Genomic DNA, 23,846 nt, shown 5'->3' on the forward strand with positions numbered 1-23,846 from the left:
GACAATCTGCCGATAATTTTTGAGAAATCTTTTGCAATCTATTGCTCCCCACCATCAGGTGGGGTTTTTTATTTTCGGTAGGGTTACTGAATAAACCCCAGTGGAGAACCGGAGTATACTAGAAAAGGTTATGAGCTAATACGGTTCAGTTAAGAAAAATCGCAGGTTGGGTTTTAGCTTGCTTCTGCGGAGCAGTACGAAGTGAAACCCAACAATTAACATTTAATGTTGAGTTATGCCTCTGGCAAGCTGTTCGCATTCGCTGTCTCCGATACGTTCCTCAAATGCCACTTAGAGGAAAGGGGGGAAAATACGCACGTGTGTGGCTCCCCAATCTACGCAGTTTAGGACTTTTGGCTTTAACTGAACCGTATTGGGTTAGATCGCTGTTAACTTCCTCCTAAACCCAATCACTACTTACTTTGCTGCCTGTGGAACTATCTTGTAAATCTGAATACGCAATTCTTGCCTTATTAGAGATGGCAACTCATTACAGCAGTGGCGAACCGATGCAAATTCGACAAATTGCTGCACAACAAAACATTCCTGATCGCTATCTAGAACAGTTGCTGGCTACCTTGAGACGTGGGGGTATAGTCAAAAGTCAACGCGGTTCAAAAGGTGGCTATCTGTTGACGCGAGAACCTTGGAAAATCAGCATTTTAGAGATTTTGGAGTGCTTGGAAGGGTTAGACGTGCGAACCTATGAGGAAGACATCAATCCCAAAACCGTAGACAGTTCTGTTGTTGAGGAAATCTGGCTAGAAGCAAGTCAGGCAGCCAGTTCAGTCTTGCAAAAGCATTCGCTTCAGGATCTCTGTGAAAAAAGAGATTCACGGCGGCAGTTAGATATCATGTACTACATTTGATAAGTGGCCCAATAACTAAGGAATAAAGACGAAGGAATAAGGAATATTTATGCGGATTGCTCGTAACATTACAGAACTGGTTGGTCGTACACCCCTAGTGCAACTGAACCGTATCCCCCAAGAGTCAGGGTGTGTTGCTCAGATTGTGGTGAAACTGGAAAGCATGAACCCATCTGCATCAGTCAAAGACCGAATTGGGGTGAGTATGATTAATGCTGCCGAGAAGGAAGGGCTGATTGCTCCTGGCAAGACATTATTGGTTGAGCCTACGTCGGGAAATACAGGAATTGCCCTAGCAATGGCAGCAGCAGCTAAGGGTTATCGGTTAATTTTAACGATGCCGGAAACCATGAGTGGGGAGCGACGGGCAATGTTACGGGGCTATGGAGCTGAACTGGAACTAACACCAGGAATTGAGGGCATGAGTGGGTCAATTAGACGGGCGCAAGAGATAGTAGAAACGACGCCAAATGCCTATATGTTACAACAGTTCCGCAATCCGGCGAATGCGAAAGTACATCAAGAAACGACAGCAGCGGAAATCTGGGAAGACACTGATGGACAGGTTGATATCATTGTGGCGGGGGTGGGAACAGGTGGTACGATTACTGGTGTATCGGAGATTCTGAAAACACGCAAGCCGAGCTTTCAGGCGATCGCAGTTGAACCTGCCAATAGTCCAGTGTTATCTGGGGGTAGACCAGGGCCACACAAAATCCAGGGAATTGGTGCTGGGTTTATTCCCCAAGTGCTACAACTAAAATTGATTGATGAAGTGATTACCGTCACTGATGAAGAAGCGATTGACTACGGTCGGCGTTTGGCAAGAGAAGAAGGGCTACTATCTGGTATTTCTAGTGGAGCAGCTTTATGTGCGGCAATTCGTGTCGCTCAACGTCAAGAAAATGAGGGCCGCTTAATTGTAATGATTCAGCCCAGTTTTGGCGAAAGATATTTGAGTACACCGTTGTTCCAAGATTTAGAGGCAAAGGTAGCAGCTAGTATTAGCTCACAATAAAATTAGATTCATGGTCGATTCTAACCACTATAAAACCCTAAAAGTTGATCCTAATGCCAGCCTGGCGGAGATTAAGCAAGCTTATCGCCGCTTGGTAAAATTATTTCATCCTGACAGTCAACAGGAAACGGCGGATCACGAGCAGATTATTCGCATCAATGCAGCTTATGAGGTCTTGGGAGATACACAAAGCCGCTTAAATTATGACCAAAAGCTGCAAAATAGCTCCCAAAAATTAAATAGCCCTCGCCAGCCGCGTACAGCATCCGCCCAAAAACGTCACCAGACAACAAGGCCAACCGGAAGGGATGCTGATGAACTGGTTGAAGAATGGCTGCGCTTAGTTTATAAACCAGTTAATCGCTTGCTTTGTGGCATTCTCAGTTCTCTAGAGGAACAAATTGAGGAATTAGCCGCTGATCCTTTTGATGATGAATTGTTAGACGAATTTCAGGATTATTTAGAATCCTGTCGAGATGATCTTAAAGAAGCGCAAATTAAGTTTCGTTCTTTGCCGAATCCTCCTAGTTTGGCAGCTACTGCTGCTCATCTCTATTACTGTCTGAGTCAAGTTGGAGATGGAATTGAGGAGTTGGCTTACTTTCCGTTGAGCTATGATGAGCGTTATTTACACACTGGTCAAGAACTATTCCGTATAGCTACCAGGTTGTACCAAGAAGCACAAGTTTCGGTTAGTAAATAAAGTTCACATTCTGCTCTAATGTACCACCAATAGCATAAACCGCGTTAAAGCCGATTCGTCCTGCCCAAATTGGGGCATCAGCCTTTTTATCTTGTAATCGGCTACTTGTAATTATTAAATCATCACCGATTTCATATTCACCTGTTTCTACATTAATTGAAATAATCTTGCCAATATTCTCTACTGTCTCCACTTGAGGACGTATGCTCTTTTCATAGAGTTCTTTGCCACGTTTGGTAATTTCTTCACCACTGATTTTAGGATAAGACATACAGGTAATTTACAAGTTAATGTTAGTAGACTTCTGTCATTATTCTAAGACAGAGACTAGAGTTAATTATTACTTTAGAAGGCTGCATTTCTAGCCAAAGGCAATCAATTAGTCAAATTGTTTTATACCGTACCTATACCACAAATTAGAAATCACTAAAATTGAGGTGTACTATAGGTTTTTGATAACTGATGTTTTTATTTTCTACAAAATCTATAAAATCTGCAATCAAAAAGTTAATCTATTCTATAGAATCAACAGGCACATGAATACGATAGAAAGATTCAGTCCAGCTTGTATAATACTCTTCATTAATAGGAACAGGCTGATCCCAAGATATAAATTTATGCCTTGTAAGCAATCTAATTTCTCCATCAATATCACTATATCTACAGATTCTTCTCAGTCTATCTTCATTGAAACGGCAGAAGACTTTACCAGAGGGATTTTCTAAGGAATTTTCATCCCTCCTTTCAAGAAGGAAAGCATAAAATTCTCGTGTTATGCGAGGCAGCTTGGCAAGTTCCTTGACTAGAAAGTAAAACGCCTCTCTTACTTCATCCATTGAGTAATAATCTTCTTGTTTTCCTCTTTCCTTCTTAAATTTAGTTATGTGATATTCATAATAAGATGTGAGTAAATTTTCATTAAATTTCTCTTTTGGTATTGCTTCAATATAATTTCTAATGCTCGTAGAAAATTCACCTTCTTCATTTGGTATCTCTAAATCTATCTTAACCCTGACAACTTCGCTTTTTATATACTGATGAATAGATTGTAAAGTATCGAGCGGAAGTTCGATCGATTTCTTGCAAAGTGTATTTATATCCCAAATATTTTCTTCTTGAAATTTTGTTGTTTCCCATAGTTATTGATTTGGGGTATATTTTTTTTGCTTGTAGCCAATTATTAGAACATAAATATCCTTGTATTGATCTATGTTATTGTCTACAATAGTCTTCAGAGTATGATTAATTTTATCCGATGTTTTTTCTGAGGTAATTTGAAATGCTTTCCCTTTTAAAGAATCACCTAAATCTAATCCTGGTGCATTGCTTCTTTCATTATTGAGATTTTCCAAGCTTATATCGAGTATTTTATTCAAGATTTCTTTAAAGAAGTCTTCAAGATATTTATTTAAGTCTATTAATCCGAGTTTACATCTGTTGTCTACTTGATTAGCAATGTTTGCTAATTCGTCTATTATTTCACCTATAAAATAACCTCTAGTAATCACGTATTGCTCCTAAGTCTTCTTTACAACGTGAATAAATAAATTTACGGTTCTTTTAACTCTAACAGATAACCTTAATGTACCGTTTCCCACAAGGTGTAACGTTCTACATGGATGATTATTATACGTAAAGCTTATGAAAATTACTTATTTCAATGATCACTGACGGACAAATTAGTTTATACTGATAACAGTGAAAGATTAAGAAATTTTAAATTCTGTTCCCAGTGTACTCATGCAATGCATTGTAAATCGCCGTGCTCAGTTTTCGGCAAGTCATCGGTATTGGTTGCCAGAACTAACTGAAGCCGAGAATATTGAAAAATTTGGTGCTTGCTCTAGATTTCCTGGACACGGACACAACTATGTCTTATTTATTTCCCTGGCTGGGGAATTGGATAAATATGGCATGGTGCTGAATTTGTCTGATGTGAAACAGGTAATTAAGCGGGAAGTTACCAGCCAATTGGACTTTTCTTATCTCAATGATGTGTGGGCAGATTTTCAAGAAACTCTGCCCACTACTGAGAATATTGCACGGGTGGTTTGGCAGCGGCTAGCACCCCACTTGCCTTTAGTCCGTGTGCAGTTGTTTGAACATCCTGAACTTTGGGCTGATTATATGGGAAACGGAATGGAAGCTTACCTCAGTATTAGTACGCACTTTAGTGCCGCCCATCGGCTGGCTCATCCTGACCTCAGTCTTGAGGAAAATACAGAGATTTATGGTAAGTGTGCCCGTGTTAATGGACATGGACATAATTACCATTTAGAGGTGACTGTGAAAGGGGAAATTGACCCGCGCACGGGGATGATTGCTGATTTAGGTGCTTTGCATCAGGCGATCGCAGATTATGTGGTAGAACCATTTGATCACACCTTTCTCAACAAGGATATCGCGTTCTTTGCTGAAGTTGTGCCGACGGCGGAGAATATCGCACTTTATATTAGTAATGTATTGCGATCGCCGATTCAGGAATTGGGAGCCAAGCTTTACAAAGTTAAACTGATCGAAAGTCCGAATAATTCCTGCGAAATTTACACCACTGAGTCTGAATTAAACTCAGCTAGTACTGTAAAAACAGCGCCTGTTTTGGCGAGAGTTTAGGGCATTGGGCATTGGGCATTGATCATGCTCCCATGCCCCAGTCCCGATTTTGCCCGGAGAAAAATTTACTTATTTTCCTAGCATTTTCCTAATTTTATTTTAAAAATACCGACGACGGGCTGAGTGTCGCAGATAGCGATAAATTATCCAAGCTAAAACTCCGAAACTGAGGTTTAGCAACAACTGCCTAAGTATAAACATTGAAATATCTGGATATAAAAGCTGTACTGGTCTTAAGGGAAGCAGTTTTCTGATTAAGATAAATAGACCAAAAAGAGCATTACCACTGAGTATGAGGGTAAACAGCACCAAACCCCGCTGCCAGTAACGCCGCTGAAGTGTATAACCTGATATCAAGGGAATAGGGCGTTTGCCTTGTACTCTCCGCAGTAGTTGTTCTAGCCGCCAAAACATCCATACTAGGAAGGGAAATAAACCAGAACTGAGAAAACGTAGCGGTGGTGGATAACCCCAAGCGCTAGATAGGATATTTGCTAGGGCATGACAGATCACAGAATTTAGCCCAGCCCTAAAAATCAAATTCCTGTCTCGATTTAACCGCATGCTGGAGGAAATGTATATTCCCCAGGCATAACCCCAGGGGGCAGAAAACATCGCATGAACTGGTGTGCCAATACTACGTTCAACAGCTGATGCTGTACCGTGAAAAAGGTAAATCCAGTTTTCTTCGGCGGTGAATCCCAGGGAAACGGCGATCGTGAACAGGAAAACGGTAGTAGCACGTAATCGATACCTGCGTTGCAGATGGTAGGTTGGCGCCACAACTGCTGCTAACTTGCAGCCTTCTTCAATTGGACCTACTTCCAGCAGCTGCCGTAGAGCCTTACCTAGGAATGAGTGCGGTATCTGTTGCCAATGTGCAACCCATTCTTCTAGTCGGAGGGCTAGGAAACCAGAGATTGCCCCGAAGATAAAAAACAATAGAAGATGTGACAGCGGTGGGGCAGCAGGGATACGACGGTAGTAGAGCAACAGAAACAGCAGCGGTGGGATGACTGCCCATAGCAGTAGAGAGAAATCAGCCACTCACCTGAGCAATTACAGTACGGTGACGGGGACTGTTGCGAGTGATATTCGGAGTTTGGAAACCCGCCTCAACTAGGACTTGCTCAATGTCTAAGGTGAAATATTCATCTAAATAAGGTTCAGTGCTTTTAAGCAGAGTCAAAATGTAAGGGGGCATTTTCTTGTAAATCTCCGATTTGGGATTCATGTCCATGATTGCCAAGTATCCACCCGGACGCAGTAGACGCCGCGCCTCAGCAAAAATCTGCCTAGTTGCTGACTGGGGCAATTCGTGGCACATCAGGAAAATAGAAACTAAATTAAACGAGGCATCTGGTAAGCCAGTAGATTCAGCAGCAGCATGAACCCAGTTGATTTTAGCCTGACGTTGCTGTGAGCGATAATCGGCAACGGCTAAGAAATAGGGAGATAAGTCTAAGCCTGTAATGTTGGCGTCGGGATAAACTGCTTGTAGAGCAAAGGTACTTAAGCCCACACCGCAAGCTAAGTCTAGGATGTGTTGCGGTTGATGGGGAATTTGCTCTTTGAGGATATCATGGTAACTTTGACGCAGTTGGCGATCGCCTTGCGCCCCAGCATCGGGCCAAATTCCGGCATGGACTGTACAAGCAGCAACTTCTAATTCTAAAGCCGCTTTCCAGCCGAGATTGCCGTCGTCGTAGGCGTGAAATGTTCGCAGATAGTATTCTGGGTAGGTTATCTGAGGATTTTGTACTTTAGCTAGGTCAGGTTTCCAATCACGCGCCTGTAGCTTCTCTACTTCTTGTATCCAAGGTACACCAATTCTTTCAGCGCGTTTAATCATCATTTGTCTGGCTTGGTGCTTGGCGAGGCTGGCTAGAGGCTTAATTGCCAGGATACCGTTCACTAAACGGGAGACTAAGTCAGGAGAAGTTTTTACAGCAGCAGTCATAAATCAATTTGCGTTTAACAGCCTTTTTCACTTATGACATATTTGCTGAACGTCAGTCCAGAACTGTGAAGATTTCTAGCTTTCAGGAACAATGGGGAATGGGGCGTGGAGATAATTACTCAATACCCCATTCCTAGGAATTAACCCTACTTAGCGGTACTTGGTTTGAGAGCTAGCAACATCTCAACTTGAGTGGTGGATTTATCGGGGCTAACAGCGGTAACACCAAAACCCCGGATAGAACCCAAGATCACACTGGTTTGTGGCGCTATGGGTTGAGTTTGCGCGGCAAAACGATTAATCAAGGTGACGGCTTTCTCCATATCAAGGTAGAAGTAGCCTCCATTGGGCTGTTGCAATGAACCAGTGACGGTTTTGAAGTTGTCGCTATTATCAAGAGATTGACTCTTGCGGTCTGCTAGAGCTTCAGCAAGGGGGCCACCAAGGGCGAGAAAGACGGTATCTTGATCTAGCCAACCATGTGCTAATAAAGCTCCTTGTTGGGGGATTTGCCATTCAGTAATGTTTTTACCGCCAATAGTTCTTTGGGTGATGCTCAGGGATTGCTTTTTGGCTAGGTCATCTAGTTTAGTGAAGGTGGCTTCTGCTGTTTTGCGATCGCTTGTGTCAAATACTAAAGCTCCCCCAAAACCAACATTTGCCAACACACCCTGACTAGATTGCACAGCACCAAAGGCAAATTCTCCATTCATCCAGCTAAAAATATCTTTATCTAAGTCAATATTGACTGATTTTAGTGGTGTGCGAAGCTGTTCAATGCCCTGCTTAAATTCAGGATAATCTTTTGACTGCTCTGTGATGGTTTGCCAGGTACGGCTGATACCCTGTCCGCTAATGAGAGCAATCGTCTCAGTGGGAAACTGCCCGACTATTTTAGCGGGAGTGGTTTGATACTGAAATTTGTTCAGTTGCGGATCTAAATTGGCGATCGCTTTTAATCGTAGTCCGGCATCATCAACACCAATACCCGCCACCATCGATTTCACCTGCTTCAGTTGCGTCAGGGTTTGCGGGGGTAACGGCGACGCCTGGGGATTCAGGGATGCCAATTGCTTGACCATGTTCCCATAGTCAGGTATGTAGATTTGAGCGATCGTATTTTTGACGTCCACGCCTTTGCTGAGAATACTGCTTGCACCTTCAATGCTGGCAAAAGAAGCTTCCCCTTTAAAGGTGTCAACTGCCTGATAAACAGCTTGCTTGGACGGAGCTAATACCAAATGGCTATTATCCAAAACTACGGTATATGTTGGTTTGCCCTTGCCTGTAGTTTCGACAACTTTTTGACCTTTGTAGTCGGACTCTTGGGTTTTAACGCCTTTTTGTCCCTTTAATTTGTTACCAAAATTTAACGCGCCGAGTTTGTCCTTAATTCCCACTACCAACAAGATATTCGGTTCCTGCTGTACCTTAATGGGTGCATTTGGTTGATCAGCAGGCGTCTTCAACTGTGCGGGTTGAGTTGGATTTGCTGGCAACACAGCAATCATTACCCCACCAACCCAAGGTTTTATGTCTTTTTCGTAAGATATTTGACTGTCTTTCAATAGGTTTTTATCGAAGTCTTGTAGACCTTTTGCCACTAACTGTTGCGCTTCTGGAGTGCCAAACTGCTGTAACTTCGCCCAGGGTTGCGAGTCAGTAGTAATGTAAGTGGCGATCAATGCTGTGGAAGGTACTACTTTAGCACTGCTCAGAGCACTGGAACTATCTCCAGATGGCCCCCCTTTCAAATATATATAGGCAGCTACACTTCCTGCCACAACTAGAGCAGCGCCAACAGCAGGAATTAAAAACTTTGATTTAGTTTCAGGCATTGTTATTATCTTTTTTTCCGCAAATTGTTACCGAGGCAGATACAAGGGTCATTGTAGAGTTTTTTGATTTAATCACAATCTCGAGTAATTTATCGGTAATTACTGAAAATTCCAGTATTTTTACACAGGCACTATTCGTAATTCCTCTAAAAAATACTTCAACGGCATCAGGGGCAAATCCGCAAATGAGATATTTTTCTTCTGGAAAAAATAGTCTGCTTGACAGTGACAAGCTATTCTAAGCTATAGGAATAGTTGGTAGTATTTGTACTTAAAAGGCATCGATCGCGGCGCAAGAAACTCTTGACACGATGACAAAAGAGTGCAGATTATCAGATGACATTCAGGGGAAGCAGATGTGGGAGCAAGATGGGGAAATTGATGCAAATTCCCAACCCCAGAGGGGAATACTGCCAAATTGCCATATTTTTTGGGAAATATACCCAAAATCTCTATTTTTCTGAACTACAGCCAGCTAGACTTTTCAGAATTACAAGTTCATTAAGGATCTATGTCGCAGTCTTATTTTGATACAGAGAATAACGGCCACAAACCTTTTGAGTTACCAGGGGCAAAACCACACTACAACCCTGATCGCCCCGGACAAGTAGAGCATATTTTTCTTGACCTCAGCTTAGATATTCCCAACCAAAGTTATCACGGCAGTTGCCGCATTCGTCTATTGCCTATTCGCAATGGTCTGGAACGGTTAATTTTGGATGCTGTTAACTTGAATATCCAGTCTGTGGAAGTGGACGAGGTGCAGCAGAAGTTTGACTATGACGGAGAACAGCTAACCATCCAACTTTCGCAACCAACACAGATTGGTAAACAGTTGTTAATAGCGATCGCTTATTCAGTAGAAAAACCGCAACGCGGTCTTTACTTTATTCAACCTGACAAACACTACCCCAACAAGCCCACCCAAGTCTGGACTCAAGGAGAAGACGAAGACTCTCGCTTCTGGTTCCCCTGCTTTGACTACCCAGGACAATTGTCTACTTCCGAAATTCGCGTTAGTGTCCCCAAACCCTTGGTGGCTATTTCTAACGGCGAACTGATTGACACAGCAGAAGATGGCGATCGCCAAATTTACCATTGGTTACAGCAGCAAATTCATCCTACCTACTTGATGACTCTGGCGGTAGGAGACTTTGCCGAAATTCGGGATGAGTGGCTTGGGTTACCCGTTACCTACTACGTAGAAAAAGGACGGGAAAAAGATGCCAAGCGCAGCATGGGCAAAACTCCGAGGATGATCGAATTTCTGAGTCAAAAGTATGGTTATGCCTACCCTTACCCCAAGTACGCCCAAGTTTGCGTCAACGACTTCATCTTTGGGGGTATGGAAAACACCTCCACCACCCTGTTAAGCGATCGCTGTTTACTTGACGAACGAGCAATATTAGATAACCGCAGCACCGAAAGTTTAGTTGTTCACGAACTAGCGCATCAGTGGTTTGGCGATTTAGTCGTAATTAAGCATTGGTCTCATGCTTGGATTAAAGAAGGCATGGCTTCTTACTCTGAAGTAATGTGGACAGAACAGGAATATGGGGCACAGGAAGCCGCTTACTATCGGTTATTAGAAGCCCGGAGTTACATTAACGAAGATAGTAACCGCTACCGCCGACCGATGGTAACTCATATTTACCGAGAAGCCATCGAACTTTACGATCGCCACATCTACGAAAAAGGATCTTGTGTTTATCACATGATTCGGGCAGAATTAGGAGACGAATTATTTTGGCCAGCAATCCACACATTTGTCCAAGATAACGCCCACAAAACCGTCGAAACAGTAGACCTACTCCGGGCGATTGAAAAAGCAACTGGGCGTAATCTCACCTTCCTCTTCGACCAATATGTTTATCGTGGCGGCCATCCCGATTTTCAAGTGGCTTACTCTTGGGATGGGGATGCTAATTTAGCGAAAGTGACAGTAACTCAAACCCAAGCAAGTGCTGAAAAAAATGGTAATAAGGATTTATTCGACCTGAAAATTCCTATCGGTTTTGGTTATCAGCCACAGAATTCAAAGTCTGAACTCAGCACTTTTAGTGTGCGGGTGAATGAACGCGAACAAAGCTTCTACTTCCCCCTAGCAGAAAAGCCTGATTTCATCAGCTTTGATGTTGGGAATAATTACCTAAAAACTGTCACCTTAGAATACCCATTACCGGAATTAAAAGCACAGTTAGAATTTGACCCTAATCCGATTTCTCGCATCTATGCAGCAGTAGCTTTAGGGAAAAAAGGCGGCTTAGAAGCAACTAAAGCACTAGCAGCGGCATTACAAAATGATCCATTCTGGGGTGTGCGCGTGGAAGTAGCAAAACAATTGGCAGAAATCAAATTAGATCAAGCCTTTGATAGCCTAATTCCTGGGTTAAAAGACGAAAATGCACTTGTGCGGCGATCTGTGGTGGAAGTACTCGCGCAAATCAAAACCCATGAAAGCTATAAAGCCGTGAAAAACTTCGTCCAAGATGGTGATCCCAGCTATTATGTAGAAGCTGCTGCTTGTCGGGCAATTGGGGCGATCGCATCTGCTAACTTAGAAGAAAAACCCAAGGAAGAAAAAGTCCTCAAGTTGCTAAAAACCGTTTTAGAAGAAAGGGCGGGTTGGAATGAAGTAGTACGCAGTGGGTCCATTGGCGGTTTAGCTGAACTTAAAACCTCAGAAGCAGCTTTAAATCTGTTACTTGAATATACCAAACTCGGCGTTCCGCAAATATTACGTTTAGCGGCAATTCGCGCTTTAGGCAAAATTTCTGTTGGGCAACTTCCGGTAAATTTAGAACGGATTTTAGAACGATTAACAGAATTAGCCAAAGAAACCTTCTTTTTAACCCAAATAGCAGTGGTGACAGCATTAGGACAAATGGAAACCCCCAAAGCGGTGGGGATTTTGCAATCTTTAGCTGCTCAAACACCAGATGGGCGTGTGCGTCGCTATGCTGAAGAAGAAACTACCAAAGTGCAAAAGAATATTGGCCCAGAAAAAACTCTCCGTCAGTTGCGTGAAGAACTCGACCAACTAAAACAACAAAATCAGGGACTAAAAAGCCGCTTAGAAAATTTGGAGGCAAAATCAAAGTAGGTAATTGGTAATTGGTAATTGGTAATTGGTAATTGGTAATAGCTTTTTTTAAATTACCAATTAGATCAAGTCCGGCAAATTACTTTATATTCCCGTTTGCGGAGCGTGCCGTAGGCAAAGAACCCCAAAGAGCCGAACTCTGTGCTTTGTCTCCCCTCCCCGCAAGCCTACGGTGTACACACAAGTCTTCTAGAGTTGCCTCACACCGTTTTGATCCCCCCAACCCACCTTAGAAAGGGGGGCAAGAAACTCTTACAGGACTTACGCTTTCATCATGAAGAAACAAACCGCAAAGGACGCAAAGGACACAAAGAAAGAAGGGTTTGAGAGAGTTCTTGCGTAAGTCCTGTCTTAAAGTCCCCCTTGGAAAGGGGGATTTAGGGGGATCTCGATCAATTTTGAGACTTTACAAACATCCTTTAAAGAAAATTATTTACGGAAGCGCCGCTTCATAGCTGCGCCAAACCCCAGCCCCGTAAGTAAACCCAGCATAGTTGTGGGTTCGGGAACTGATTGGAGATCGGCGTTCGTTACTGTCAAGGTTGATGGGCCAATAGAATCATTCACATCAACAACACCAATGCCGATATTGTAATTACCCGCATTAGTGAAGCTGTAGCTGAAAGGAGAGCTTGCTGTTAAAGTAGTGATGATGTTGTTAATCGTCACAAAAGCAACATCAGAGTCAGAGGGCGAAAAAGTATAGTTGAAACTGAAAACATCACCACTGTTTACAGCATAGGTTTTCTGGATGGCAGAACCAAAAACTGCATTTGGGATTGCGTCAACTATCGCATTATTCGGAATACTTAAAAACTCTTCGAGAGAACCTGAACCACCACCAGTATTCACGGTAGGTTCAGTACCTGAATTGATAGTTGCTTGAGTTGGAGAATTAAGAGTGGCATCACCAATTTTGTTCCAAGTAGTTAGGTCAAGAGTGACGGCGTAGCTTGGGTTAGCAATAGTCAAAGTACCGAGACTTAATAAACTGCCAGTACCGACGGTAAAAAATGAGTGTTTGATGTTAGTAAACATGAAATCCTAATTGTGACTTGAATGAAGGTGAATAGCTTTTACTTGAGTCCTCACTACAAAGTTTTAGTTCGAGATGTTATTACCGAACACGAAGTTGTTGGAGTTGTTCATTTGAGTTGGGGTAACGTTGTCCAACTGAAGGAAGTTCTTGAAAATTGCCGAACCAAGAACACCATCGCGGTCTATCTGGAGAACGCTACTGTTAGCTGTACTTCCTAGTACGAACTTCACATAGCCATCAGCAATAGGGTCTGTACCGCCATAACCAATGTTAGTAAGTAGTTGACTGATGTCGATTTTGTCATCACCAACGCCAAAGTCAGCGATGCGTTGACCTACATCTTTGAGACTGTTGAAAACAAATACATCATTTCCACCATTGCCTGTGAGAGTTTTAGCACCGGGTCCACCAATAATGACATCGTTCCCAGTAGTACCGATCAGGGGGTTATAACCATTACCTGTGATGGGAGCTTCGGGAATAATCGTCACGTTACGAGTCACAACGCTACTATCTAAGCTGCCATCATTTACCTGAAAGCTGATAGTGCGGAGTATATTGTTGGGGATGTCGCTGCTGCTGGCATAAATAATTGAACGTAAAGCGGTTTGGTAATCTGCAACGGTGGCGCTTCCAGTTAAAGTTAATACACCAGTATTGGTGTTGTAACTGCCTGTAATCCCATTTTGGTTGGTGAAGTTGAGGTGATCTTGCCCCAATGTGAAGCCATTCGTAATGCTGACGGTGGCACTCACCAAATTAGCTGAATCTACATCACTGACGATAATTGCTGAGTCAATTGCTGTAGTATCATTCTCAACGTAAAATATGGCAGTGCTAGTGTTATTAATAATAACAGGCACGTCATTTATAGGGTTGACAGTGATACTGGCACTACCATTAATCACCCCAAAAATGGAGATAAACACATCTCTTATGCCGTTAGTGTCACCACTCACCAGGTTGGAGGCATAAGAATCAAACACCACATAACGCCCATCGGTTGAGATGGATGAATCGTAGGAGCTACTATTTCCCTGAGTACCGTCTGAGGCTGTGGAGATGCGGGTGATGCTGTTGGTGGCTAAGTCTTTGACGAACACATCTTGTGTGTCGTTAGTGTCACCACTCACCAGGTTGGAGGCATAAGAATTAAACACCACATAACGCCCATCGGCTGAGATGGCTGAATTGTAGGAGATACTATTCCCCTGAGTACCGTCTGAGGCTGTGGAGATGCGGGTGATGCTGTTGGTGGCTAAGTCTTTGACGAACACATCTGTTGTGCCGTTAGTGTCACCACTCACCAGGTTGGAGGCAGAAGACAGAAATACCACATAACGCCCATCGGCTGAGATGGCTGAATTGTAGGAGCTACTATTCCCCTGAGTACCGTCTGAGGCTGTGGAGATGCGGGCGATGCTGTTGGTGGTTAAGTCTTTGACGAACACATCTGCGCTACCGTTAGTGTCGCCACTCACCAGGTTGGAGGCAGAAGACTGAAACAACACATAACGCCCATCGGCTGAGATGGCTGAATAGTAGGAGATATCATTCCCCTGAGTACCGTCTGAGGCTGTGGAGATGCGGGTGATGCTGTTGGTGGTTAAGTCTTTGACGAACACATCTTGTGTGCCGTTAGTGTCACCACTCACCAGGTTGGAGGCATAAGACTGAAACAACGCATAACGCCCATCCGCTGAGATGGCTGGAGAGAAGGAGCCACCATTCCCCTGAGTACCGTCTGAGGCTGTGGAGATGCGGGTGATGCTGTTGGTGGTTAAGTCTTTGACGAACACATCTGCGCTACCGTTAGTGTCGCCACTCACCAGATTGGAGGCAGAAGACTGAAACAACACATAACGCCCATCGGCTGAGATGGCTGAATTGTAGGAGAAATTATTCCCCTGAGTGCCATCTGAGGCTGTGGAGATACGGGTGATGCTGTTGGTGGTTAAGTCTTTGACGAACACATCTATGCTGCCGTTAGTGTCGCCACTCACCAGGTTGGAGGCATAAGAATCAAACGCCACATAGCGCCCATCCGCTGAGATGGATGGACTGACGGAATTACCATTCCCCTGAGTGCCATCTGAGGCTGTGGAGATGCGGGTGATGATAGAACCATCAGACACAACGAAGTTAAAGCTATCGTTGGTGGTTTCACTGCCATTGTGGATGTAGGTGACGCGGCTGTTGTTGATGTCATCCTGGCTAAATGTGCTGTTGATAGCTAAGTTAATGCCATTTAACTGCAATATGCCATTTACAGGCAGTTCTTTTAGGGTATAGATGAGTTGATCATCGGTATTATCTACATCCGTTGTCTGTAGCATACTGTTGGTAACGATGATGGTGCTACCTTCGTTGACCGTGAAGTTCTGATTCACCAACACCGGGACATCGTTAACTGAAATGATGTTGACATTACGAGTTACAACGCTACTGTCTAAGCTGCCATCATTTACCTGAAAGCTGATAGTGCGGAGTGTAGTGCTGGGGATCTCGCTGCTGTTGGTATAAGTAATTGAACGCAAAGCGGTTTGGTAATCTGCAACGGTGGCGCTTCCAGTTAAAGTCAATACACCAGTATTGCTGTTGTAACTGCCTGTAATCCCATTTTGGTTGGTGAAGTTAAGGTAATCTTGCCCCAATGTGAAGCCATTCGTAATGCTGACGGTGGCACTCACCAAATTAGCTGAATCTACATCACTGACGATAATTGCTGAGTCAATTACTGTAGTATCATTCTCGGCGTTGGCTAAAGTGTCACTGGTAAGAGTAACAATAGGAGCATCGTTAACATTGGTAACGCTAATGGTTAAGGGCTGTTCATAAGATAAGCCACCTTGGTCGATAGTTCGGACGCGAACACTATAGCTATTCTTTGTTTCGTAGTCGAAAACTGCATTAGTTTTGATTTGATTACCAACTATGGTGAATAAATTGTTATCTGTTGCACCTGTACCTGCAACTAAGGTATAGATGAATGTATTACCTATATCTGGGTCTGTGGTGGTGAAATTGCCAATAAATGTATTAATGGCTTGATTTTCGGCAATGGTGCTGTTAGATAGGGTGAGAGTGGTAGGAGGTTCGTTTGGTGTTGAGCTAGCAGTAAACTCACTCACAATAATCTTTAAACCACCTGTACCATCAGCTACATAAGCGTAGTTGCCTACTACTTGCACATTAGAAGCATAGCCAGAAGTATCATAATTGCCCTTGAGGGTGGGGGCTGCGGGGTTGCTGATGTCGATGATTTCCAGTCCGGAAGCACCATCAGCTAGATAAGCGTAGTTGCCTACTACTCGCACCCCATTAGCCAAGCCAGAAGTGGTGTAATTGCCCTTGAGGGTGGGGGCTGCGGGGTTGCTGATGTCGATGATTTCCAGTCCGGAAGTAAAATCGGCTAAATAAGCGTAATTGCCTACTACTTGCACATCATTAGCCGAGCCTGAAGTATCATAATTGCCCTTGAGGGTGGGGGCTGCGGGGTTGCTGATGTCGATGATTTCCAGTCCGGAATAACCATCAGCTACATAAGCGTAGTTGCCTACTATTTGCAGATCATTAGCCGAGCCTGAAGTATCATAATTGCCCTTGAGGGTGGGGGCTGCGGGGTTGCTGATGTCGATGATTTCCAGTCCGGAAGCACCATCAGCTACATAAGCGTAGTTGCCTACTATTTGCACACCATTAGCCGAGCCTGAAGTATCATAATTGCCCTTGAGGGTGGGGGCTGCGGGGTTGCTGATGTCGATGATTTCCAGTCCGGAAGCACCATCCGCTAGATAAGCGTAGTTGCCTACTACTTGCACATCATTAGCAGAGCCAGATGGATGATAATTGCTCTTGAGGGTGGGGCCTGCGGGGTTGCTGATGTCGATGATTTCCAGTCCGGAATAACCATCAGCTAGATAAGCGTAGTTGCCTACTATTTGCACATCATAAATAAGGCTAGAAGTGTAATAAAAGCCCTTGAAGATGGGTTTAGCGGGGTTGCTGATGTCGACGATTTCCAGTCCATTACTATCTAAATAAGACTTAGCTAGATAAGCGTAGTTGCCTACTACTTTCACGTCATTAGGATAGCCATAAAAAGTCGGGTAGCCATTGTTATAAGTAGGATAATTGCCCTTGAGGGGGTAAACGAGGTTGGGATAAGCGGGATTGCTGATGTTAATGATTTTCAGTCCTGAAGAAGCATCAGCCACATAGGCGTAGTCGCCTACTACTTGCACACCCAAAGCATAGTTATTGCCATAGGCAGTATAATTGCCCTTGAGGGTGGGGTTAGTGGGGTTGCTGATGTCGATGATTTGCAATCCGTTGCTACCAGCAGCCATATAAGCGTAGTTGCCTACTACTTGCACATCGTTAATAAAGCCATTATTACTATAATTACCTTTGAAGGTGGGGGCTGCGGGGTTGCTGATGTCGATGATTTGCAGTTTGGAGGAATCATTAACCACATAAGCGTAGTTGCCTGCTACTTGCAAACTGTAAACAAAGCCAGTAATACTATAATTACCCTTGAGGGTGGGGGCAGCAGGATTACTGATGTCGATGATGTTCAGTCCTGAAAAATCATTAATTACATAGGCGTAGTTGCCTACTACTTGCACATCTCGACCACTATCAATTTTGTAACTTCCCTTAAAAATGGGATTGGCAGGGTTGCTAATATCAATGATCTCCAATTCATCCCCCACAGCGTAGGCGTAATTACCCACAACTGTCACAGCTTGGGCATCGCTTAAATAATCCCACTCTCCGACTAAAGTTGGTGTAAACAATCCCTGATAAGTTGCTAAAGTTTCCTTACAAAAAGCAAGAGAAGTTTCCTGATTTTCGGGAAAACTCACCTCTAAATTCCAATTTCCCCCTAATGCTGCATTTCCCGTTTTGGTTGCCGATGCGCTGATAGTTGCGTTGGTAATCTCATATAACTTGCGAATAAATTCTTCTCCAGCATCCCCAGCAGCGACGTTACAGCCATAAAGTAAAATGCTCAAATTGCTTTGCCAATGCTGCAACAATTCAGCATATTTGCTGATGTTATTTAAATTAAGTTGAGTATTCCCTAGATACAAACAACCAGGAGAACCGTGAGAAACAATATGTATTGTGCCGATCGCCTGACGCTGTTGTAAAATTTCTGTGATTTGTCGGATACCGTCTTGATTTGGGTGAATTGCGTGAGCCTCTACTCCTTCCACTACACCAGCTAGTAGCGTTTCATAGTCCGACACTGAGGAATCAATGAAAACCAGGGATTGAGGATAATTTCTTCTATGTTCGCTATCCTGCACAAGGGTAGCCGTTTCAGTAGGAGCAGTTTGAGTAAGGCTAGAATTAGCGCACATCGGCTACTATACTCCGTAGTTACTTTTTAACTTTTCTAGTCTGTATCTTTTCGTAGGATAACACAAGTATAAAAATACAAAAGCATAAATAAAAATAGCTGTGTAAATAAATTGGAAATAGTCTAAAACCATTTTGCATTCTGCTTTTTGCTTCTTGCTTTTTGCCTAATCCCAACGACAAATATTTACGCTTACTTATTTTGTAGCTAGGACTTACGCATTGACAAAATAATGCATTGATAAACATGGGTCACTTACTAGCAGGTATCGGACGCATTAAGTAAGTAGGCGAAAAGAAATCAAACTATGTTTTGTCAAGTAAAAGATGTTGAAATTAGCTCGTAGTGAGGGCTTTAGCCCTCAAAATAGGGATGAAGCCCTGACTACAAACTTTTAATTATTTGCGTTGTTCTACTTATTAGAACTAAGTGTATTTTATCGCCACGATAAGTGCTATATTTAATTGTTTTTGAATTTTGAATTGGAGCGTTAGCGCAAAGCACAGGCTCCCTCAACGCGTAGCGTTTCAAAAATAAGAGAAATGACCGTCAGCCTGAATACATAAAATAGACTGGTTACTAGAAGATTAATATTTTATTTTTATCTGACATCTCCCTGGAGAAATACAACGAAGTGAAGAGGTAATTAAACTGCTGTGTAGATAAAACAAAGATTACCTCTGTCTTTATTGATTTAAATTATTTTGAGCGTTTGCACACCGATTGTGTGGGGTGATCGTCATGCGTCAACCTGTTCTGACGATATTTTATCAATTTAATCCGTGGAACCCTAGTATTGGAGGAATTCAGACAATAATCAAGGTTTTTATCAAGTATGCACCCAGTGAATTTGTGGTGCGACTCGTAGGCACAGAAACCGATAAATCTCAGCCGATTTTGAAGTGGCAAGCTGCCGAATTTGCAGGGAAAGAAATTACTTTTCTACCCTTATTTACCTTAGAAAATGATAATGTCAGAAGTCGAATTCCCACAACAGTCAAGTATACTGCTGCACTTTTAGGGCGTCGATTAGCTTCAGATTTTATGCATTTTCATCGGTTAGAGCCAAGTTTAGCCGCCTGGAATTGGCAGGGAGAAAAAACCCTGTTTATTCATAACGATATTCACACACAGATGCAAACTGTAGGTGATAAAAAGGCGATTTTATGGCGCAGATTTCCCGCAGCTTATTTTGCGCTAGAAAAGTTATTAATTCCCCAATTTAGCCAAATATTGGCGTGTAATACCGATGCAGCGCAATTTTATCAGCAGCGCTATCCCTGCTTGAGCGATCGCATTGCATACATCAAAAATTTCTTTGATAACGAAATTTTCTATCCCCTAAGTCAGGCACAACGGCAAGGAAAACGGCGGGAACTAGCTCGCAAACTAGGTTTGAATGATGACACAAATTTTATCCTCTTCGCTGGTCGCCTGCATCCACAAAAAGATCCCTTGTTGTTAATACGTGCTTTTGCCGCCTTGAATCAACCCAATACTCACCTACTAATAGCGGGTGATGGGGAGTTAGCGGGGGCGGTACGTGCAGAAATTGGTCGCTGGGAGCTAGAGGAAAGGGTGACGCTGCTGGGGGTACTTACCCAAGAAGAACTGGCAAAGTTACATCAAATAACTCATGTTTTTGTTCTGTGCAGTGCTTACGAAGGTCTACCTTTAGTGGTTCTGGAGGCGCTCGCTTGTGGGACGCCAGTAGTTACAACTAGATGTGGTGAAACCCCAAAGTTGCTGGCTAGCGACAGTGGAATTGTGTGTGAGCAACGGACGCCAGAGTGTATTGCAGATGCTTTACGCCGGGTACTGCTGCACCCAGAAGATTATCCCACAGCTTCTTGTGTGGGGACTGCACGACCTTATGCTGCCTGTAATGTGATGGGGAAGATTTACGGCGAAATGCTCAGTCGTTGGCAGATGCTTTGCAAATAACTGGGATTGGGAGCAGAAGTATTAGCCATTACCGGGTGGGGCAAATGCCTGAATAAACCATATTCAAAAAACTAATTAATATGAAAATTGCCGTCATTGGTGCCAAAGGTTTACCTCCCAAACAAGGAGGAATTGAACATTATTGTGCAGAAGTATATCCCCGCATGGTGAAACAGGGACATTGTGTGGATTTATTCGCCCGGTCTACTTATACTGACTGTGCTTGGTTTAACGAAGATGACTTTCAGGGTGTGCGAGTTATTTCCTTACCTGGGTGGCATTTGCGGGGATTTGATGCCTTTTTCTCCTCAGCCCTGGGTGCGATCGCATCTTGTGGGCAACAATACGATATTATCCATTTTCACGCCCTTGGCCCTGCTCTATTTACCTGGGTTTCCCGACTAGCTACTTCTGCAAAGGTGGTTGTTACCTGTCAAGGCTTAGATTGGCAACGTGCTAAGTGGGGCAATTTTTCAAGTCGGCTCATACTCTTAGGTGAGAAAGCATCTGTGCGCTTTGCTCATGGGCTAATTGTGGTATCAAAAGACCTAAAAGCCTACTTTCTCCAAACCTACGATCGCCAAACATCCTACATACCCAATGCTCCTGCTGGCTATGGCGAATCAGATCCCCATTTCACCTATGGCACTGCTCTTAATTTGACACCAGGGCGCTACATTTTGTTTTTGGGCCGACTTGTACCAGAAAAACGTCCTGATTTGCTCGTTGAAGCTTTTTGTGCCTTAAAACCACCTGGATGGAAACTAGTCCTAGCTGGAGGTGTTAGTGATACAAAATCCTTCACCACCAAGCTATTAACCACAGTTGCCAATCATCGAGATATCGTCTTTGCTGGGGAACTCTGGGGAAGTCGTCTGTGGGAGATTGTTCGGGGTTCGGGATTGTTTGTCTTGCCTTCTGACTTGGAGGGGCTACCTTTAGCAATGTTAGAGGCGATGCGGGAAGGCATACCAGTCCTGGCTAGCGATATTCTACCCCATCAGGAATTGATTAATAGTGAGCGGGGAATGCTGTTTACATCTGGCGATCTAGATTCATGCATTCGTTCCCTAAACTGGGCGATTCGTCATCCGACTGAACTAGCAACAATGGCGAAAAATGCCCAAAACTACGTGCATCTGAACTATAGCTGGGATTGCGTTGCTTCGGAAATTTTAAAACTTTATACAACAGTTTTGTCTTTGGTCATTTGTTATTTGTCATTTAACTAAAGAAATCAGGATATATGTAATGGAGAAAAGTATTTTCTTATTACCATCCGTTTTAAAGCGGCGTTGTTTGCCAGCCTTGGCTACATTTGCGGCTGTGATTGGGGCATCAATTACCTACCTAACCTTTACCCCACGTTTATATCAAGCATCAGCGCGACTGATGTTGGATGACAAACGGGTGAGTCTTTCGGATTTGGGACGTGATCTCACTCAAGTACCAGCGGGTACACCAGGGGGGCCGAGTCCCCTGGCTGATCAAGCAGAATTAGTCAAGTCACAACCTGTTTTAGAAAGAGCTTTGGCGAAGGTTTTTCCCCGGAACCAAAGCCAGTTGACCACTAGAGATATGAGTAAAAATTTGCAGGTAAAAATTGTCCCGGCTACAAATATTTTGGCTTTGAGCTATGAAGATCAAGACCCAGTTAGGGCGGCAAAATTGTTGAATGCTGTGGCGCAAACAATGGTTGCAGAAAGTGTTGAACAAATCCGTAAAGAAGCTGCTAGTGTGCGGAAGTTTTTAGAGAAACAAGTACCTGTAGCCAACAAAAATCTGCAACAGGCGGAAGCGGTAGAAAACAAATATCGACAAGCTAGTGGAATTATTTCCTTTGCTGACCAAGCCAAGAGTTTAGTTGATAGTTTAGCCGCCATGGATGACCAAGAACGCACATTGGTGTCCCAACTCCAAGAAACGCGATCGCGCGATGCCTCCTTACGACAAATTACCGCCGCTACCAATCTCAGCAATGCTTACGCCTCTGTGCGCGGTGGTCAAGATGAACAACTGAAAGCATTACGGGCTAAATTGGCAGATTTGCAAACACAACTGATTAATGCGCGTTTGCGGTTTACTGACTACCATCCAACTGTGATCTCCCTACGACAACAACAGCAAGCTATCAGTAACTTGTACAATCAGCAACTTGCTCGCCTCTCGCCCACAAGTTTTACCCCTGACAATGTGGCATCTGATACCCTCAGTCAAAATCTCACCTCGGAGCTAATCACCAATCAGATTGAACACTTGGCAGTAGAAAATAAGCTGCAAAGCGTTCAGGCTCTCAAAGCCAATCTGCAAACTCGCTTGGCACAACTACCAATTCAACAGCAACCCCTGACAGCATTAACTCGCCAACGGGAAGCCGCCGCCTCCTCCCTGAAGTTGCTGCAAACCAAACTGGAAGAAGCACGCATCGCCGAAGCCCAACTCGTAGGCAATATCCGCATTATCGAAGCCGCAAAAGCACCCACTTTACCCACTTCACCTAAGCGTTCTCTCGTGCTGCTGTTGGCTACTGTGTTGGCAATAATTTTAGTCATTGGGGTAGTGCTGCTAGTAGAAATGATGGATAACACCATCCATAATGCTGCCGAAGCCGAGGAATTGCTGAACATACCCTTGCTGGGAACCTTGCCGTCTCTGCCTAGGAAGATCCTTAAACTAGAGCCAGGAGCAAAATTCCTAGATGACATAGCCTTAGTTGAGCCTTACCGAATGCTGCTCAAAAATCTGGAGTTTCGCCATACTCAGAAATTGCGGAGCATTGTCATCAGTAGCACCATTCCCGGAGAAGGTAAATCAATAGTAGTCTCGCACCTAGCTGCTGTTTCCGCGATGTTATCTCGACGGACATTGATTGTGGATGCTGACTTGTATCGCCCGATGCAGCATAATCTGTTTAACTCAGCTCCCTATCCCGGAATTACCGATGTACTCAATGGCGATCTATCTCTGCTGGATGCAGTACAGACTAGAGGGATGGAGAACCTTTCAGTATTGACTTGTGGCAAAACCCATAGTCGCCCATCACAGTTGCTAGAGTCAACGGCGATGAAGTCATTGCTGGCAGATGCGATCGCACATTATGATTTCGTCATTATAGATACTCCACCTCTGGGCATTAGCTCTGATGCAGCCACATTGTCACAATATAGCGACGGCATCATCTTAATTACCCGTCCCCATTTCACTCTCAAGGAAATTCTCCGAAAAGCAGTCGCAGAACTCAGCCGTAATCGAATACCAATTCTGGGAGTAGTTGTCAATGGCATGAAAAATCAGACATCCAAGTGTTACCGCTATTTATCCCAGCCAATAAAGCATGAAAACGCTGTGAGAAATACCGCCAACTTGACAAATGGTTTGAGGTCGAAATAAC

16 protein-coding genes are annotated in these 23,846 nt (G+C 43.7%); 8 read left to right on the top strand and 8 right to left on the bottom strand.

The features are described 5' to 3' along the window. Positions 1-431 precede the first annotated feature (431 nt). Genes CYLST_RS01945 through CYLST_RS01955 form a run of 3 tightly spaced genes read left to right on the top strand, consistent with a single transcriptional unit; the run spans position 432 to position 2,590 of the window. Positions 432-869, top strand: coding sequence for an RrF2 family transcriptional regulator (locus CYLST_RS01945; RefSeq protein WP_015206020.1), 438 nt, complete (start codon positions 432-434; stop codon positions 867-869). 49 nt (positions 870-918) lie between these two features. Then, positions 919-1,887, top strand: coding sequence for a cysteine synthase A (cysK, locus tag CYLST_RS01950; protein WP_015206021.1), 969 nt, complete (start codon positions 919-921; stop codon positions 1,885-1,887). Between the two features lie 10 nt (positions 1,888-1,897). Further along, a complete protein-coding gene (locus CYLST_RS01955; protein WP_015206022.1) occupies positions 1,898-2,590 on the top strand; it encodes a J domain-containing protein in 693 nt (230 codons plus the stop codon). Here CYLST_RS01955 and CYLST_RS01960 read toward each other — a convergent pair. From CYLST_RS01960 to CYLST_RS01970, 3 genes are all read right to left on the bottom strand, one after another. After that, positions 2,580-2,861 (bottom strand): hypothetical protein, encoded by a 282-nt coding sequence (locus CYLST_RS01960; RefSeq protein ID WP_015206023.1) that lies wholly within the window; start codon positions 2,859-2,861, stop codon positions 2,580-2,582. The two genes, CYLST_RS01955 and CYLST_RS01960, sit on opposite strands and share 11 nt — an antisense overlap. Before the next feature lie 241 nt (positions 2,862-3,102). Next, the gene (locus CYLST_RS01965; RefSeq protein WP_041232918.1) at positions 3,103-3,426 is read right to left on the bottom strand and encodes a hypothetical protein; all 324 of its coding nucleotides are present in this window, start codon (positions 3,424-3,426) and stop codon (positions 3,103-3,105) included. Positions 3,427-3,729: 303 nt separating this feature from the next. Continuing rightward, the gene (locus CYLST_RS01970; RefSeq protein WP_041232919.1) at positions 3,730-4,098 is read right to left on the bottom strand and encodes an SMEK domain-containing protein; all 369 of its coding nucleotides are present in this window, start codon (positions 4,096-4,098) and stop codon (positions 3,730-3,732) included. A gap of 232 nt (positions 4,099-4,330) precedes the next feature. Between CYLST_RS01970 and CYLST_RS01975 the strand changes: the two genes are divergently transcribed. Then, positions 4,331-5,203, top strand: coding sequence for a 6-carboxytetrahydropterin synthase (locus tag CYLST_RS01975; protein WP_015206024.1), 873 nt, complete (start codon positions 4,331-4,333; stop codon positions 5,201-5,203). 99 nt (positions 5,204-5,302) lie between these two features. Here the strand turns inward: CYLST_RS01975 and CYLST_RS01980 are convergent, their stop codons facing one another. From CYLST_RS01980 to CYLST_RS01990, 3 genes are all read right to left on the bottom strand, one after another. Next, on the bottom strand, positions 5,303-6,250 hold the full coding sequence (locus tag CYLST_RS01980) for a PrsW family intramembrane metalloprotease (protein WP_015206025.1): 948 nt from the start codon (positions 6,248-6,250) through the stop codon (positions 5,303-5,305). Next, complete coding sequence (locus tag CYLST_RS01985; RefSeq protein ID WP_015206026.1) at positions 6,243-7,163, bottom strand: class I SAM-dependent methyltransferase; 921 nt, start codon at positions 7,161-7,163, stop codon at positions 6,243-6,245. The genes CYLST_RS01980 and CYLST_RS01985 overlap by 8 nt, the downstream gene beginning before the upstream one ends. A 146-nt stretch (positions 7,164-7,309) precedes the next feature. After that, positions 7,310-9,001, bottom strand: coding sequence for a DUF3352 domain-containing protein (locus CYLST_RS01990; protein ID WP_015206027.1), 1,692 nt, complete (start codon positions 8,999-9,001; stop codon positions 7,310-7,312). A gap of 511 nt (positions 9,002-9,512) precedes the next feature. Between CYLST_RS01990 and CYLST_RS02000 the strand changes: the two genes are divergently transcribed. Continuing rightward, positions 9,513-12,104: a M1 family metallopeptidase gene (locus tag CYLST_RS02000; protein WP_015206028.1), complete on the top strand. Its 2,592-nt coding sequence runs from the start codon at positions 9,513-9,515 to the stop codon at positions 12,102-12,104. Between the two features lie 429 nt (positions 12,105-12,533). Here the strand turns inward: CYLST_RS02000 and CYLST_RS02005 are convergent, their stop codons facing one another. Beyond that, positions 12,534-13,142 carry a PEP-CTERM sorting domain-containing protein gene (locus tag CYLST_RS02005; RefSeq protein WP_015206029.1) on the bottom strand — a complete coding sequence of 203 codons (609 nt, stop codon included), beginning with the start codon at positions 13,140-13,142 and terminating at the stop codon, positions 12,534-12,536. A 63-nt stretch (positions 13,143-13,205) separates the two neighbouring features. Next, a complete protein-coding gene (locus tag CYLST_RS35435) occupies positions 13,206-18,512 on the bottom strand; it encodes a DUF4347 domain-containing protein (protein WP_015206030.1) in 5,307 nt (1,768 codons plus the stop codon). A 740-nt stretch (positions 18,513-19,252) separates the two neighbouring features. On the opposite strand from CYLST_RS35435, the gene CYLST_RS02020 reads away from it, so the two are divergent. The 3 genes from CYLST_RS02020 to CYLST_RS02030 all read left to right on the top strand — a co-directional run bounded on the left by CYLST_RS02020 (position 19,253) and on the right by CYLST_RS02030 (position 23,845). Next, entirely contained in the window at positions 19,253-20,455 is a 1,203-nt protein-coding gene (locus tag CYLST_RS02020; protein WP_015206031.1) for a glycosyltransferase family 4 protein, read from the top strand. An 80-nt stretch (positions 20,456-20,535) separates the two neighbouring features. Next, positions 20,536-21,687, top strand: a complete 1,152-nt coding sequence (locus CYLST_RS02025; protein ID WP_015206032.1) for a glycosyltransferase family 4 protein — start codon at positions 20,536-20,538, stop codon at positions 21,685-21,687. Between the two features lie 19 nt (positions 21,688-21,706). Next, on the top strand, positions 21,707-23,845 hold the full coding sequence (locus CYLST_RS02030) for a GumC family protein (RefSeq protein WP_015206033.1): 2,139 nt from the start codon (positions 21,707-21,709) through the stop codon (positions 23,843-23,845). Position 23,846 lies beyond the last annotated feature (1 nt).

Origin of the sequence: Cylindrospermum stagnale PCC 7417 (assembly GCF_000317535.1) — a bacterium.
Lineage (GTDB): Bacteria > Cyanobacteriota > Cyanobacteriia > Cyanobacteriales > Nostocaceae > Cylindrospermum > Cylindrospermum stagnale.